At 72.9% G+C, this 13,253-nt stretch carries 14 protein-coding genes; 5 read left to right on the top strand and 9 right to left on the bottom strand.

Translation table 11 applies throughout. The features are described 5' to 3' along the window. Positions 1-45: 45 nt before the first annotated feature. From ABS735_RS11505 to fabG, 3 genes are all read right to left on the bottom strand, one after another. Positions 46-1,632, bottom strand: a complete 1,587-nt coding sequence (locus ABS735_RS11505; protein ID WP_373906149.1) for an ABC transporter substrate-binding protein — start codon at positions 1,630-1,632, stop codon at positions 46-48. 209 nt (positions 1,633-1,841) lie between these two features. Continuing rightward, positions 1,842-2,603: an SDR family oxidoreductase gene (locus ABS735_RS11500; RefSeq protein WP_373906150.1), complete on the bottom strand. Its 762-nt coding sequence runs from the start codon at positions 2,601-2,603 to the stop codon at positions 1,842-1,844. A gap of 36 nt (positions 2,604-2,639) precedes the next feature. Continuing rightward, on the bottom strand, positions 2,640-3,401 hold the full coding sequence (fabG, locus tag ABS735_RS11495; RefSeq protein WP_030401930.1) for a 3-oxoacyl-ACP reductase FabG: 762 nt from the start codon (positions 3,399-3,401) through the stop codon (positions 2,640-2,642). A 266-nt stretch (positions 3,402-3,667) separates the two neighbouring features. Here fabG and ABS735_RS11490 point away from each other — a divergent pair, with 266 nt between their 5' ends. Continuing rightward, the gene (locus ABS735_RS11490) at positions 3,668-4,438 is read left to right on the top strand and encodes a hypothetical protein (RefSeq protein ID WP_373906151.1); all 771 of its coding nucleotides are present in this window, start codon (positions 3,668-3,670) and stop codon (positions 4,436-4,438) included. A gap of 116 nt (positions 4,439-4,554) precedes the next feature. Here the strand turns inward: ABS735_RS11490 and ABS735_RS11485 are convergent, their stop codons facing one another. Beyond that, complete coding sequence (locus ABS735_RS11485; RefSeq protein WP_373906152.1) at positions 4,555-4,938, bottom strand: DUF3037 domain-containing protein; 384 nt, start codon at positions 4,936-4,938, stop codon at positions 4,555-4,557. A 14-nt stretch (positions 4,939-4,952) separates the two neighbouring features. Next, positions 4,953-5,699, bottom strand: a complete 747-nt coding sequence (locus tag ABS735_RS11480; RefSeq protein WP_476755830.1) for a HipA family kinase — start codon at positions 5,697-5,699, stop codon at positions 4,953-4,955. Positions 5,700-5,890: 191 nt separating this feature from the next. Here ABS735_RS11480 and ABS735_RS11475 point away from each other — a divergent pair, with 191 nt between their 5' ends. Both ABS735_RS11475 and ABS735_RS11470 read left to right on the top strand, forming a co-directional pair. Further along, positions 5,891-6,388 carry a Rieske (2Fe-2S) protein gene (locus tag ABS735_RS11475; protein ID WP_373906154.1) on the top strand — a complete coding sequence of 166 codons (498 nt, stop codon included), beginning with the start codon at positions 5,891-5,893 and terminating at the stop codon, positions 6,386-6,388. After that, a complete protein-coding gene (locus tag ABS735_RS11470) occupies positions 6,385-6,852 on the top strand; it encodes a pyridoxamine 5'-phosphate oxidase family protein (protein WP_373906155.1) in 468 nt (155 codons plus the stop codon). The genes ABS735_RS11475 and ABS735_RS11470 overlap by 4 nt, the downstream gene beginning before the upstream one ends. A 32-nt stretch (positions 6,853-6,884) precedes the next feature. On the opposite strand, the gene ABS735_RS11465 is transcribed toward ABS735_RS11470, so the two are convergent. Then, positions 6,885-7,796 (bottom strand): LysR family transcriptional regulator, encoded by a 912-nt coding sequence (locus ABS735_RS11465; protein WP_373906156.1) that lies wholly within the window; start codon positions 7,794-7,796, stop codon positions 6,885-6,887. Between the two features lie 74 nt (positions 7,797-7,870). On the opposite strand from ABS735_RS11465, the gene ABS735_RS11460 reads away from it, so the two are divergent. After that, positions 7,871-8,866 carry a DMT family transporter gene (locus ABS735_RS11460; protein ID WP_373906157.1) on the top strand — a complete coding sequence of 332 codons (996 nt, stop codon included), beginning with the start codon at positions 7,871-7,873 and terminating at the stop codon, positions 8,864-8,866. 13 nt (positions 8,867-8,879) lie between these two features. On the opposite strand, the gene ABS735_RS11455 is transcribed toward ABS735_RS11460, so the two are convergent. Further along, positions 8,880-10,217, bottom strand: a complete 1,338-nt coding sequence (locus tag ABS735_RS11455; protein WP_373906158.1) for an aminotransferase class I/II-fold pyridoxal phosphate-dependent enzyme — start codon at positions 10,215-10,217, stop codon at positions 8,880-8,882. Between the two features lie 35 nt (positions 10,218-10,252). On the opposite strand from ABS735_RS11455, the gene ABS735_RS11450 reads away from it, so the two are divergent. Next, positions 10,253-10,939 (top strand): pyridoxamine 5'-phosphate oxidase family protein, encoded by a 687-nt coding sequence (locus ABS735_RS11450; RefSeq protein ID WP_373906159.1) that lies wholly within the window; start codon positions 10,253-10,255, stop codon positions 10,937-10,939. A 49-nt stretch (positions 10,940-10,988) separates the two neighbouring features. On the opposite strand, the gene ABS735_RS11445 is transcribed toward ABS735_RS11450, so the two are convergent. After that, positions 10,989-11,948: a DMT family transporter gene (locus tag ABS735_RS11445; RefSeq protein ID WP_373906160.1), complete on the bottom strand. Its 960-nt coding sequence runs from the start codon at positions 11,946-11,948 to the stop codon at positions 10,989-10,991. A gap of 187 nt (positions 11,949-12,135) precedes the next feature. Further along, the gene (locus ABS735_RS11440; RefSeq protein WP_373906161.1) at positions 12,136-13,140 is read right to left on the bottom strand and encodes an EamA family transporter; all 1,005 of its coding nucleotides are present in this window, start codon (positions 13,138-13,140) and stop codon (positions 12,136-12,138) included. Positions 13,141-13,253 lie beyond the last annotated feature (113 nt).

Genomic DNA, 13,253 nt, shown 5'->3' with positions numbered 1-13,253 from the left:
CGGGACCGTCCGAACGTCATCCCGGCATCGGGCCCCCGAAGCCGTCTACCAGCTCGTCTTCCGGTGGAGCTGCCACATCATCATGATCGTCGACGGGTCCAGGGCCTGCTCCGCGCCCGAGATGTCCGTGCTGGCGGCGACGTACTGCTTGCCCTGCCACAGCGGCAGCAGCCGCGCGTCGTTCACCATGATCTGCTGCGCCCGCTCGAAGTCCCTCTCCACGTTGCCGCGGTCGCTCTCCCGGCGTGAGCGCGGCAGCAGCTCGCCGGTGATCTCCGGTGTGAGGTAGGGCGTGCCGAGCGCGTTCTGCTCGCCGACGAAGGGGGCGATGAAGTTCTCCGCGTCCGGGAAGTCCGGGGACCAGCCGCGTCCGAACACCGGGTACTCGCCCTTCTGGTAGCCGGCGACGTACGTCTTCCAGGGGCGGCTCTCGAGGGTGACCTCGAACAGGCCCGAGGCGTCGAGCTGCCGCTTGATCTCCTTGAACTCCTGCGCCGTCTCGGAGCCGTAGCGGTCGGTGGTGTACCAGAGCTTGAGCGGGACCGGGTCGGTGATGCCGGCGTCCTCGAGCAGCTCGCGGGCCTTGGGGACGCTGGGGTCGCCGTAGTCGTCGAAGAAGCCCGTGGTGTGACCGGTGAGGCCCTTGGGGACCATCGAGTACAGCGGATCGACGGTGTCCTGGTAGATCTTGTGCGCGATCGCCGCCCGGTCGATCACCTGGGCGACGGCCTGGCGCACTTCCTTGCGTCCCGCCCACGGGTCCTCGGGGTTGAAGACGAGGTAGCTGATCTCCGTACCGCTTCCCTCGACCAGCTGGAGGTTCTCCTCCTTGCCCGCCTTGCCCTGGAGCGTGATGACGTCGTCGGCGGCGAGGCCGCGATAGGTCACCTGGATGCCGCCGTCGCGCAGCGCCTTCACCATGTCGGCGGAGTCCTTGAAGTAGCGGATGTTCACCGCCTTGTTGTGCCGTTCGGCGAAGCCCTTGTAGCGGTCGTTGCGCACGAGTTCGGCGCGCTCGCCGTCCTGGTACGACTGGAGCGTGTACGGGCCGGATCCCACGACCCCGCTGCCTTCGCGCAGGGCGTCCGCGGGGTAGTCGTCGGGGTCGACGATCGACATGGCGGGCGTGGCGAGCACGAACGGGAAGGTGGCGTCGGGCTTGTTGAGGTGGAAGACCACCTCGCGCTCGCTCGGCGCCTGGACCCGTTCCAGGCTGCCGAGCAGGCCGGCCGGACCACCGTTGACGTTGATGTCCTTGATCCGGTCGATCGAGTACTTGACGGCCTGGGCGTCGAGGGCGTCGCCGTTGGAGAAGGTCAGGCCCTCGCGCAGTCGGCAGCGGTACACCTGGTTCGTGGTGTCGGTGAACGAGCACTGCTCGGCGGCGTCGGGCTGTGGCGCGGTGGCACCACTGGGGTAACTGAGCAGCGTCTGGTAGATGTTCCGGAACAACTCCCAGGAGCCGTCCCACGAAGCGGCCGGATCGAGGGTGCTGGGGGCGCTGGTCGTCCCGACGACGATCGGCTCCTCGTCCTCCGAACTGTCGGACGACAGGATGCCGCATCCGGTGACCAGTGACGATATGGACACGATGGCCGCGACCCGCCGCAGGCCCCGCTTCCGGTTGAACACGCGCACGCTCCTCGATCCGCCGTACCAAGGGTCGGCAGACCATACCGCAGCGCCACGCCCCCTGAACCCCCTTCTGAACAGGGGTTTTGATCATTTGGGGATGACTACGTTGTCATCGTGCACCGGGTTCCGATACCCGGACACGGGCGCCGTTCTCGTCGACGGCGCCCGTGTCCGGGATCGATTTTGAGAGGTCCTCGTGGGCGAGATCAGGCCACGCCGGCGTTGAGGAAGATGCCGCCGTCGACGACGAGCGTCTGACCCGTGACCCAGGCGGACTGCTCCGAGGTGAGGAACTCGGCGGCGCCGCCGATGTCGGAGGGCACGCCGAGTCGGCCCAGCGGGTAGCCCGAGGCGGCCTCCTCCTCGCGGCCCTCGTACAGGGCGGCGGCGAACTTGGTCTTCACGACCGCCGGGGCGATCGCGTTGACCCGTACCTTGGGCGCGAACTCGTGCGCCAGCTGCGCGGTGAGGTTGATCAGCGCGGCCTTGCTGACGCCGTACGCGGCGATGAAGGGCGAGGGCGCCAGGCCCGCGACCGAGGCGATGTTGACGATCGCGCCGCCGTTGTCCTTCTGCCAGGCATGCCAGGTGCGCTGGGCGAAGCCGAGCGCCGAGATCACGTTGGTCTCGAAGACCTTGCGCGCGACGTTCAGGTCGAGGTCGGCGATCGGTCCGAACACCGGATTGGTGCCGGCGTTGTTGACCAGGAAGTCGACGCGGCCGAAGGCCTCCATCACGCGCTCGACGGCGACGGCCTGGTGGGCCTCGTCGTGCGCCTTGCCGGCGACGCCGATGACCCGGTCGGCGCCGAGCCTCTCGACGGCCTCCTTCAGCGCGTCCTCGTTGCGGCCGGTGATGCAGACCCGGTCGCCGCGCGCGACGAGGGCCTCGGCGACGCCGTAGCCGATGCCGCGGCTGGCGCCCGTGACGAGCGCGACCTTGCCGGAGAGTCCGGGCAGTTCAGTCATGTCAGTGTTCCCCAACCGTTCCTGGTCTCCGTGTTCCTAGTCAAGCGGCCCGCCGGCCACGTACAGCACCTGGCCGGAGACGAAGCCTGCGGCCTCGCCGGTGAAGAAGGCGATGGCGTTGGCGATGTCGTCGGGCTCGCCGACGCGCGCGACCGGGATCTGGGTGGCCGCGGCGGCCTTGAAGTCCTCGAAGCCCATGCCGACCCGGTCGGCGGTGGCCTTGGTCATCTCGGTGGCGATGAAGCCGGGGGCGACGGCGTTGGCGGTGACCCCGAACTTGCCCAGCTCCTTGGCGAGGGTCTTGGTGAAGCCCTGGAGACCGGCCTTGGCGGCGGAGTAGTTGACCTGGCCGCGGTTGCCGAGCGCGGAGGACGAGGACAGGTTGACGATGCGGCCGAACTTGGCGTCCACCATGTGCTTCTGGCAGGCCTTCGACATCAGGAAGGCACCGCGCAGGTGCACGTTCATGACGGTGTCCCAGTCGGAGACGCTCATCTTGAACAGCAGGTTGTCGCGCAGCACGCCCGCGTTGTTGACGAGGATCGTCGGCGCGCCCAGCTCCTCGGCGATCCGCGCGACGGCCGCCTCGACCTGCGCCTCGTCGGAGACGTCGCAGCCGACCGCGATCGCCTTGCCGCCGGCCGCGGTGATCTTCTCCACGGTGTCCTTGCAGGCGGCCTCGTCGAGGTCGATGACGGCGACGGCGCGGCCCTCGGCGGCCAGGCGTACGGCGGTGGCGGCACCGATGCCGCGCGCGGCTCCGGTGACTACGGCGACCCGCTGCTCAGTGGTGGACATTCGCTGCTTCTCCTCGTCCTGGGGATGCGGCCCGTGCGGAGCGTGCGCCCTCGGGTGAGCGACCGCTTAGTACCTTCCGCAGACGTGACGCTAGAAGCCCTGGCACCCGGTGTCAACGGGACACCGGGCCGGTGTGATCCATTACCTGGCCTTCCCGGCGCGCCGCCTCGCCCCGGTCCCCCGATCGGCCCAGCGCTGCGGGCCGCCGGGCCGCCGGGCCCCTAGCGTCGAAGCGCGAGCCACTCGTGGCCGGAAAGGAGGCGTCCATGCGCCGTCGTACCGGTGCAGCAGGCATAGCCGTCGCGATCGCCGCGATCGTGCCGCTGGCCGACCCCGCACCCGCCCAGGACCTCAGCTCGGGCCTGGAACAGGACTGCCGGAGCTTCACCTACCAGGAAGCGGTGCCGATCGGGCTGGACGAGGATCCGGGCAACCGGGATCCGGCGTGCCCGGACGCGCTGTACGAAGACCCGTCCGACGACGCCCCACTGGGCGAGGGCCGGCTCGACGGGGGCCGACTCGACGAGGACGGACTCGACGACGGGCGACTGGACGGGGGCCTGCCCGACGGAAGCGGACCGGGCCAGGTGCGACCGGACGAAAGCGGTCCCGACGAGGGCGGCCTCGATCCCGGCCGGCCCGGAGACGGCCGATTCGACGAGGCCCGACTCGATCAGAACCGGCCCGAGACGTCGCACTCCTCCGGCCAGGGGCCTTTCGGCCAGGGCGGCTTCCGTGAGATCCGGGAGGCGGACGGCGGCGCGGGCGGCGGCGCGGCGCATCAGCCCCGGGACCAGGACCCGACGATCTCCGCCACCTCCCTGCCGCGTCCGGCCACCACGGCGCCGGCCCCGGTCGTCACCACACCGGCGCCCGTGGCTTCCCCCGCCGTGACGCCGACGCTCGGTACACAGGGCGGCCTGGGCGGCGCCTCGGGCACCGGGCCCAGCGACTGGGACATCGGCATCGGCCTGACCTTCGTCACCGGCGCCGCGCTCGCGACGGGTTATGTGATCCGGCGCCGCCGCCGCGCCTGAGGCACGGCTCGGCCCGCGCGTGTCGGGGCCGTCCGGGTGGGCCCCCTCCGCCCGCGCGCCTGAGGCGCGGCTCGGGCCCGCGCGTCTCCGACCGCCCGGGGCGGGCCCCTCCGCCCTTACCGCACCAGCAGGTCGAGGAGCCGTTCCGTCTCGGCGGCCGGGTCGGCCGTGAGGCCGGTGTGGACGGGGCCCGGCTGGACGATGGTCGAGCGGGGCGCGATCAGCCAGCGGAACCGGCGGCCGGGATCGTCCCCGGCCGCCTGGCCCGCCGCGCCCCCTCCGGCGCACACGCCCTCCACGGCACGCAGCGCCGCCCGCACCCCGGGCAGGTCCGCCCGCGGGTCGAGGGCCAGCAGCCTGCCCTCGTCGAGGTGGGTGCGGGCACCGACGTACGACTTGGCCCGGCAGTAGACGAGTACGCCCGCGTTGACGCACTCCCCGCGCTCGACGCGCGGCACGACGCGCAGCAGCGCGTACTCGAAGACGTGGCGGTCGCTCACCGCTCCCCCTTGGCTCACTTGACGCGTTCGTGGATCGTGGCGGCCCGCGCGAGCAGGGGCCTGGCGTAGGCCCTGCGGAGGTCGTCGGGTGTGGCGAAGCCGGGTTCGTCGCGCAGCCAGACGTCGGGGATCTCGGCGGTGACCTCGGCGAGGAGTTCCTCGGTGACCAGCGGCGCGAGCGCGGCGGCGGCCGAGCGGACGTCCGGCGCGAAGCGGGCGAGGGCATGGTCGGCGGCGTCGTAGGGGCGGGCGGCGGAGGCCTCGGCGCCGGGCCAGTTGTGGTGCCAGATCATGGTGGCGCCGTGGTCGATGAGCCACGTCTGGCCGCGCAGGCGCAGCAGGTTGGGGTTGCGCCAGGAGCGGTCGACGTTGTTGACCAGCGCGTCGAACCAGACGATCCGTCCGGCCTCCTCGGCACTCACCTCGAAGGCGAGCGGGTCGAACCCGAGCGCGCCGGAGAGGAAGTCCATGCCGAGGTTGGTGCCGCCGCTCGACTTGAGCAGTTCCTGCACCTGCTGGTCCGGTTCGCCGAGGCCGAGCACCGGATCGAGGTCGACGGTCACCAGCCCCGGCACCCGGAAGCCCAGCCGGCGGGCGAGTTCGCCGCAGACCACCTCGGCGACGAGCGTCTTGCGGCCCTGTCCCGCGCCGGTGAACTTCAGGACGTAGGTCCCGAGGTCGTCGCCCTCGATGAGACCCGGCAGCGAGCCGCCCTCGCGCAACGGCGTGATGTAGCGGGTCGCGATGACTTCCTTGAGCATCGCCCCAGGTTACCGGCGTGGTGCGGACGCGCGGCACGTGGCCGGTGTGCGGCCGACAGCGAATCGACAGCCGTGTTTTACGCCCGCCCGACCGCCGGCCCGACAGCATCTCGGCACGGTCTGAACGGCACGCGACACGGGCCCGTACCTCTCGGCAGATCATCACGCGTCCCCCGGAAGGGAACCCCAGCATGACCAGCACACCGTTTCATCCCGCAGCGGGACCGGCCCGTCGTACCGTCGTGGCGGCGGCCGGAGCGGCGGGGCTCACCGCCGTGCTGGCCGCCTGCGGAGGCTCGGACGACGACGCTTCGAGCGACACCGGCACCGCCTCCTCCGGCTCCGCCTCCCAGGAGGCGGGCAGCAGCGGTTCGGGCGGCGGCGAGAACGCCGGGGCGGGGCCGGCGCTGGCGGCGACCGCAGACATCCCCGAAGGCGGCGGCAAGGTCTTCCCCGACCAGAAGGTGGTGGTCACCCAGCCCGCGGCGGGCGAGTTCAAGGCGTTCTCCGCCACCTGCACCCACCAGGGCTGCGCCGTGAAGAGCGTGTCGGACGGTGTCATCAACTGCCCCTGCCACAACAGCAACTTCTCGATCACCGACGGCAGCGTGCAGGGCGGCCCCGCGCCCGAGCCGCTGCCCGCCGTGCAGATCACGGTCAGCGGGGACTCGATCCGGCTGGCCGGATGACCGAGACGCAGCGTCGCGGGCGCCGGATCATGATGAGGCCCGGCGAGCTGGAGGCGTTCCTCACCACCCAGCGCACCTGCCGGGTCGCCACCGTCTCGGCCGACGGAGCCCCGCACGTGAGCACACTCTGGTTCGTCTGGGACGGCTCGTCGATGTGGCTGTACTCGGTCGTGCGCAGCAGGCGCTGGACGGACCTGCGGCGCAATCCGCGGGTGGCGATCGTCGTCGACACCGGCGAGGAGTACGACGAGTTGCGGGGCGCTGAGCTGTCCGGCCGGGTGGAGTTCGTGGGCGAGGCACCGCGCACCGGTGAGCTGTGCGCCGAACTCGACTTCCCGGAGACGCTGTTCGCCCGCAAGAACTTCGGTCTGCAGGAGATGCCGCACGACGGCCGGCACGCCTGGCTGCGGCTGACGCCGGAGAAGGTCGTCTCCTGGGACTTCCGCAAGCTGGCGTCCGTGTAGTCCGGCGCCCGCCCGGGAAGGCCCGGTCCGGCTCACCCCGCCCGGCCCACCTCCCGCGCCGTCGCCCGCAGCGCGTCCACCGCCGCCCGGATCGACGGGCGGCGGTCGGCGTCGGCGCGCCAGACGACGTACACGTGCCGGCGCACCCGCTGCTTCACCGGCACGGTGACGACCTCGGCGGGCATGGGACGGCGTCCGAGCAGCGGGGCGATGCACACGCCGAGCCCCGCGGCGACCAGTCCGAGCTGGGTGTGGGTCTCGGCGGCGCGGTGGCCGACGATCGGCTCGATGCCCTTCGAACGCAGCGTGAACATCAGCCACTCGTGGCAGAACTCGCCCTCGCCCCAGGTGATCCACTCGTCCTCGGCGAACTCGGCGAGGTCCACCTCGTCCCGGCCCGCGAGCCGGTGGCCGACGGGCAGGGCGACGTCGGCGGGGTCGTCGAGGAGCGGCGCCTTGACCAGGCCGTCGGGCAGCGGCATCGGCTTGTTGTACCAGTCGAGTACGACGGCCAGGTCCAGGTCGCCGCGGACCACGCCGCTGATGCCGCGCTCCGGCTCCAGCTCCGAGGAGCGGATGCGCAGCGCGGGGTGCTCGGCGCGCAGGGTGGCCAGTGCGGCGGGGAAGAGTCCGCGGGCGGCCGTGGGGAACGCCGACAGCCTCAGCTCGCCCGCCACCTGTCCGCGCTGCGCCTCCAGGTCGGCCTGGGCCAGCTCGACCTGGGAGAGGATGCGGGCCGCGTGCTCGGCGAGCAGCCGCCCGGCGTCCGTGAGGCGAACGCCACGCCCGTTCTTGGCGAGGAGCTGCTGACCGGCTTCGCGCTCCAGCTTGGCCATCTGCTGGGAGACGGCCGACGTGGTGATGTGCAGGCCGGCGGCGGCGCCGCTGACCGATCCGTGCCGGGCGAGGGCGTCGAGGGTCCGCAGGCGCTCCAGGTTCAACATGTAAGTGATACTACGAGATATTCGGTGCGAAATCTCGATTGTGCTACGAGAACGACTGCCTCATCGTTGCCTGCATGAGCAGCAGCGTCCCGTCCTCCTCCGCCCCCTCCACGCCCCGCCGCGTCCTCGACTGGCGGCTGCGCTTCGGGCTCCTCTCCCTCGTGTGGGGTTTCAGCTTCCTCTTCATGAAGGTGGGCACCGAGAGTTTCGCCCCGTTCCAGGTGACGCTCGGGCGGCTGGCCTTCGGCACGGCGGTGGTCGCGGCGGCGATGGCGGTGAAGCGGGAGCGGCTCCCGCGCGGGGCGTGGACGTGGGTGCACCTGGCGGTCGCCGGGTTCCTCCTCAACGCGCTGCCGTTCTCCCTGTTCGCCTTCTCGGAACTGACGATCCCGTCGTCACTCGCGGGCATCTGCAACGCGACCTCGCCGCTGTGGGGCATGGCCCTGTCGCTGGTCGCGCTGTCCGAGGACCGGCCGACGCGACGCCGGGTGGCCGGCCTGGGCATCGGCTTCCTCGGCGTCCTGACGGTGCTGGGCGTCTGGCAGGGCTTCGACGGCCTCGACGTCACGGGCACGGCGCTGGCCCTGCTGGCCTCGCTCAGCTACCCGGTCGGCTGGATCTACGTCCGCCGCACCCTGGCCGGCTCCAGCCACTCCCACCTCTCGCTGACCGGCGCCCAACTGGGCCTGGCCACGCTCCAACTGGTCGTCGTGACACCGCTGTTCACCTCGGTGCCGACCGGCTTCCCGGCGCTTCCCCTGCTGGCGGTCGCGGCCCTGGGCGTCGTCGGAACCGGGCTCGCCTTCCTGATCCAGTACGACCTGGTCGCCGAGGTCGGCCCGACGACGGCGCAGATGGTCACCTATTTCACCCCGGTCATCGCCACGGCCGCGGGCGTCGCACTCCTCGACGAGTCGCTGTCCTGGTCGACTCCGGTCGGCGCGGTGACCGTCCTCGCCGGGGCGGCACTGACCCAGTCCCGGCCCAGGAGCGACCGGGGCGAGGCCGCGCCCGCGCCGACGCCGGCGCCCCGGACATCGACGCCGGTACGTCGAGGGTCGCGGCTCTGAGGAGCGGGGCCGTTCAGACGTAGCTCCGCGGCGGCCCGACCCCCGGCCCCACCGCCGCCGCGACCGCCGTCGCCAACGGCCCGAAGTCGTCCTCCCCCAGGGTCGAGACGGTGATCCTGATGCCGGGCGGGGCGCTCAGGCGGAAGCGGGCGCCGGGGGCCACGGCCCACCCGGCGTGCAGGAGCCGGGCGACGGCGCCGGTCTCGTCCGGCACCGGGATCCACACGTTCATTCCGCTGCGCCCGTACCCGGCGACCCCGTGTTCCGCGAGGGCACCGAGGAGCGCGTCCCGGCGCCGCCCGTACACCTCCGCCACCGCGCGGGCGTCCACCGCGCCGTCGGCCCACAGCCGGGCCACGGCCCGCTGGGTGATGCGGCTGACCCAGCCGGGGCCGAGCCGCTGCCGGCCCCGGACCCGGTCCAGCGTGACGGGGTCGCCGACAAGCACGGCGAGCCGCAGGTCGGGGCCGCAGGCCTTGGCGGCCGAGCGGACGAAGGCCCAGCTGTGGGTCGTACCGGCGAGGGGGTGCAGCGGGAGGTCGACGATGCCGTGGCCGTGGTCGTCCTCGACGAGCAGCGTCTCGGGATGGTCGCGCAGCACCGACCGCAGGGCACCCGCGCGTGCCGCGCTCACCGCCGCGCCCGTCGGGTTCTGCGCGCGGTCCGTGACCACCAGGGCGCGGGCGCCGGCCGCGAGGACCCGGCGTACGTCCTCGGGCAGCGGCCCCTGGTCGTCGACTTTGACGGCGACCGTGCGCAGGCCGAGCGCGGGCACCAGGTCGAGGAGGCTGCCCCAGCCCGGGTCCTCGACGGCGACGGCGTCCCCGGGCTTGAGATGGGCCGCGAGGACCCGCTCCATCCCGTCCAGCGATCCGGACGTCACCGCCACGGGTCCGTCCGGCACACCGTCGGCGTCCAGCTCGGTCCGGGCGACGCGGGCCAGCTCCGGATCGACGGGCGCGTGGCCGTACAGCACCGGTTCACGGTCGCCCTGTCCGGCGGCGGCGGCGAACACCGGGCCCAGCGCGGGCAGCAGCACCGGGTCCGGGTTGCCGTCGGACACGTCGCGCACACCCTCGGGCACCTCGACGCGGATGAACTCCCGTCCGGTGGTGGCCGGTTTCGCGCGTACCCGGCTGCCCCGCCGCCCGGCCGTCTCGATGACCCCGCGCTCGCGCAGGGTGCGGTAGGCGGCGGCAACGGTGTTCGGGTTCACCCCGAGCCGCTGCGCCAACTCCCGCATCGGCGGCAGCGGTTGCCCCGGTTCCAGCTCCCCCGAGCCCACCGCACGCTCGACGCTCGCGGAAATCTCCGCAGCACCCCGCCCTGTGATCCGATACTCTCCTAGCACAAAGAAGATTATGCACTAGTGCAATGGAGGACGCCATGCAGGGGACCACGGGGACGCCGTCGCAACCGACCGACACCTATCCGCCCACCGGCCGCACCGTCCCCACCCGCTCGCCCGAGCGGGCCGCGTACGACAAGGAGCTGGTGCACTCCATACTCGACGAGGGGTACGTGTGCCACCTCGGCTTCGTCCGCGACGGCGCCCCGGTGGTCCTGCCGACCCTGTACGGCCGGGTGGGCGAGCGGCTCTATGTGCACGGCTCGACGGGCTCGCGCCCGCTGCGGATGACGGGCGCGGCCGACCCGGGGCTGCCGGTGTGCCTGACGGTGACGCACGTGGACGCGCTGGTGCTGGCCCGCTCCGCCTTCCACCACTCGATCAACTACCGGTCGGTGGTGGTGCACGGCACGGCGTACGAGGTGACGGACCCGGAGGAGCGGCGCACGGCTCTGGACGCCCTGGTCGACCACGTCGTCCCGGGCCGCTCCCGCGACTCGCGGCCGGCCGACAAGAAGGAGCTGGCCGCCACCGCCGTGATCCGCCTCGACCTGAACGAGGTCTCCGCCAAGCTCCGCACCGGCGGGGTGAACGACGAACCGGAGGACCTCGCCCTCCCGCACTGGGCCGGCCTGGTCCCGTTGCGCAAGGGGTACGGGACTCCGGTCGCCGACCCGGGCCTGGACCCCGCCACCGCACTGCCCGACTACCTGTCGGCCCCGTGACACCGGCCCGCGCGGGAGGCGCAGAGGCCCCGGACCTGGGCCCCCGCCGTCACGCCGGCGTCGGTCGCGTCCGCGCCTGCCTCACCTCCCGCGCCGCCCGGGTCTCCGCCACCGCCAGCCCCGCGACCGAGCCGAGCATCAGCAGCGTGCCCGCCAGGGTCGCCGCCGTGAGGTGCTCGCCGAGCAGCAGGACGGCGAGCGCCGCCGCGCTGACCGGCTCGAGAAGCATGATCACGGAGACGGTCGCGGACCGGACGACGGCCGCGCCGGCGAAGTAGAGCCCGTAGGCGAGGGCGGTCGGGACGGCCGCGACGTACGCGAGGAGCCACAGCAGCCGGACCGGTTCGGCGGTGTGCGGCACCAGGCCCTCGGCCAGGGCGAGCGGCAGCAGGCACAGGCTCGTGACGGCGAACGCCCCGACGGACGTGGCCGCGGCGTCCGCCCCGCCGTCCCTCCCCCACCAGCGGGTGAGCAGCGTCATCACCGAGTATCCGGCGGCGGACAGCAGCGCGAGGAGTACGCCCGGCAGGCGGACGGCCGTACTCCCGCCGCCGAGGACAAGCACCACGAGCCCGGCGAGCGCGCCGACGACGGCCGCGGCGCCGCCCGCTCCCAGGTGTTCACCGAGGGCCAGGCGCGCGCCGAGGGCGATCAGGACGGGCCCCGCGCCGAGGGTGACGACCGTGGCCACGGCGAGCCCGGTGGACTGGACGGCGGCGAAGTAGGCGGTCTGGAACACCGCGAGCCCGAGACCGGTGACGACGGCCCGCAGCGCCTTGCGCGCGAACGGGTCACGGACGGCCGGGCGCACCCGCGGGCGCAGCGGGCGGGCGGCGAGCAGCAGGACGAGCCCCACCGCGCAGCGCCAGAACGACAGGGCCACGGGGCCCATGTCGCTGGCACGGTAGACCAGCGAGGCGGCGGCGCCGGCGGTGCCCCAGGCGACACCGGCGACGATCAGATAGAGGAGGCCACGCCCGACGGGCAGGCCGGAGACGGCATTCGACACGAGTTCTCTCCGCAGACGCGCACGAGGCGCGGAAGTTCGAGGCGGCCCCGAATCACCGGGGCGCGGGGACCTTCGTCCGCGGGCAGCACCGTCCGGCCCGGCGACTGCGCGCCGGGCTCGTCACAGGGGCCCGCCTCAGGCGGCCGGAGGCGGGAGGACGAGTGCGTCGGCATGCATGATCCGCACCTTAGGTCGCCGTTCCCCGGCTGGACAACTCCCTTTCGGGGCCCCCGCCGGCCACCGGGGCCGCCGAGCCCTTCGCCGGAGTCGACGACTGGGCGATGAGGGCGCCGGCCAGCACCACGACGCCGCCGACGATCTGCGGGGCGGAGAGGTGCTCGCCGAGCAGCACCCAGGCCAGGACGGTCGCGATGACCGCTTCGAGACAGGCCACGACTCCGGCGACCTGCGGCGACAGCCGGCGCACGGCGACGATGCCGGTGACGTAGGCGAGCACCGTCGCGATGAGCACGATCCAGGCCAGCAGCAGGGACGCTGCGACGGGTGTTCCGTCCATGGGGGCGGTGCCGGCGAGGACGGACCAGTCCATCGACCAGGGCCGGGCGACGACGGTGAGCACCACCGCCCCGACGAGCAGACCGTAGGCGATGACCCCGAGCGGGTCGGGCGCCTCGTCGCCGGCGTCGCTGCCCTGGTCGGACAGGACGAAGTAGCCGACCTGGCAGCAGGCGGCGCCGAGCGCGAGCAGCAGTCCGAGGGCGTCGAAGCCCAGTCCCGACCAGACCTCGACGACGCAGGCGAGCCCGCCGACCGCCAGGACCACGCCGAGCGCGGCGGCCCGCGTGACCGGCCGCCGCTGCACGAACCGCACCCAGCCGAGGACCAGGGCGGGCGCCAGGTACTCGACCAGCAGGGCGACACCCACGGGGATGCGCGAGATGGCGGCGAAGTAGCAGGCCTGCACACCGGCCACGGCGAGCAGGCCGTACCCGGCGACCAGTGCGGGGCGGCGGCGCAGCAGCGCGCGGTGGCGCACGGTGAGCGGCAGCATCACCAGGGCCGCGCCGGCCACGCGCAGCCAGACCACGTGGAGCGGATCGAGTCCGGCCTCGATCAGCGGTTTGGCCGCGACTCCGGAGCCTCCGAAGGCGACCGCGGAGGCGAGTGCCAGGCCGAGCCCGGTGCTCTTGCCGCGGTTGCCGCGGGCGCTGTCAGACGTATGCACCGGCACATGATGACAGGGGTCGACATGACCGTCACCCCCAATGACACCTGTCTCACCGACTGGACGGCCGAGCGGCCCCGTGGGCGGAGACGAGCGAGGCGGACGAGCGAGGCAGACGA

The organism is Streptomyces sp. MMCC 100 (assembly GCF_041538145.2).
Taxonomy (GTDB): Bacteria; Actinomycetota; Actinomycetes; order Streptomycetales; family Streptomycetaceae; genus Streptomyces.
The sequence above is the reverse complement of the archived record's forward strand: the minus strand, read 5'-3'. Positions and strand labels throughout refer to the sequence as shown.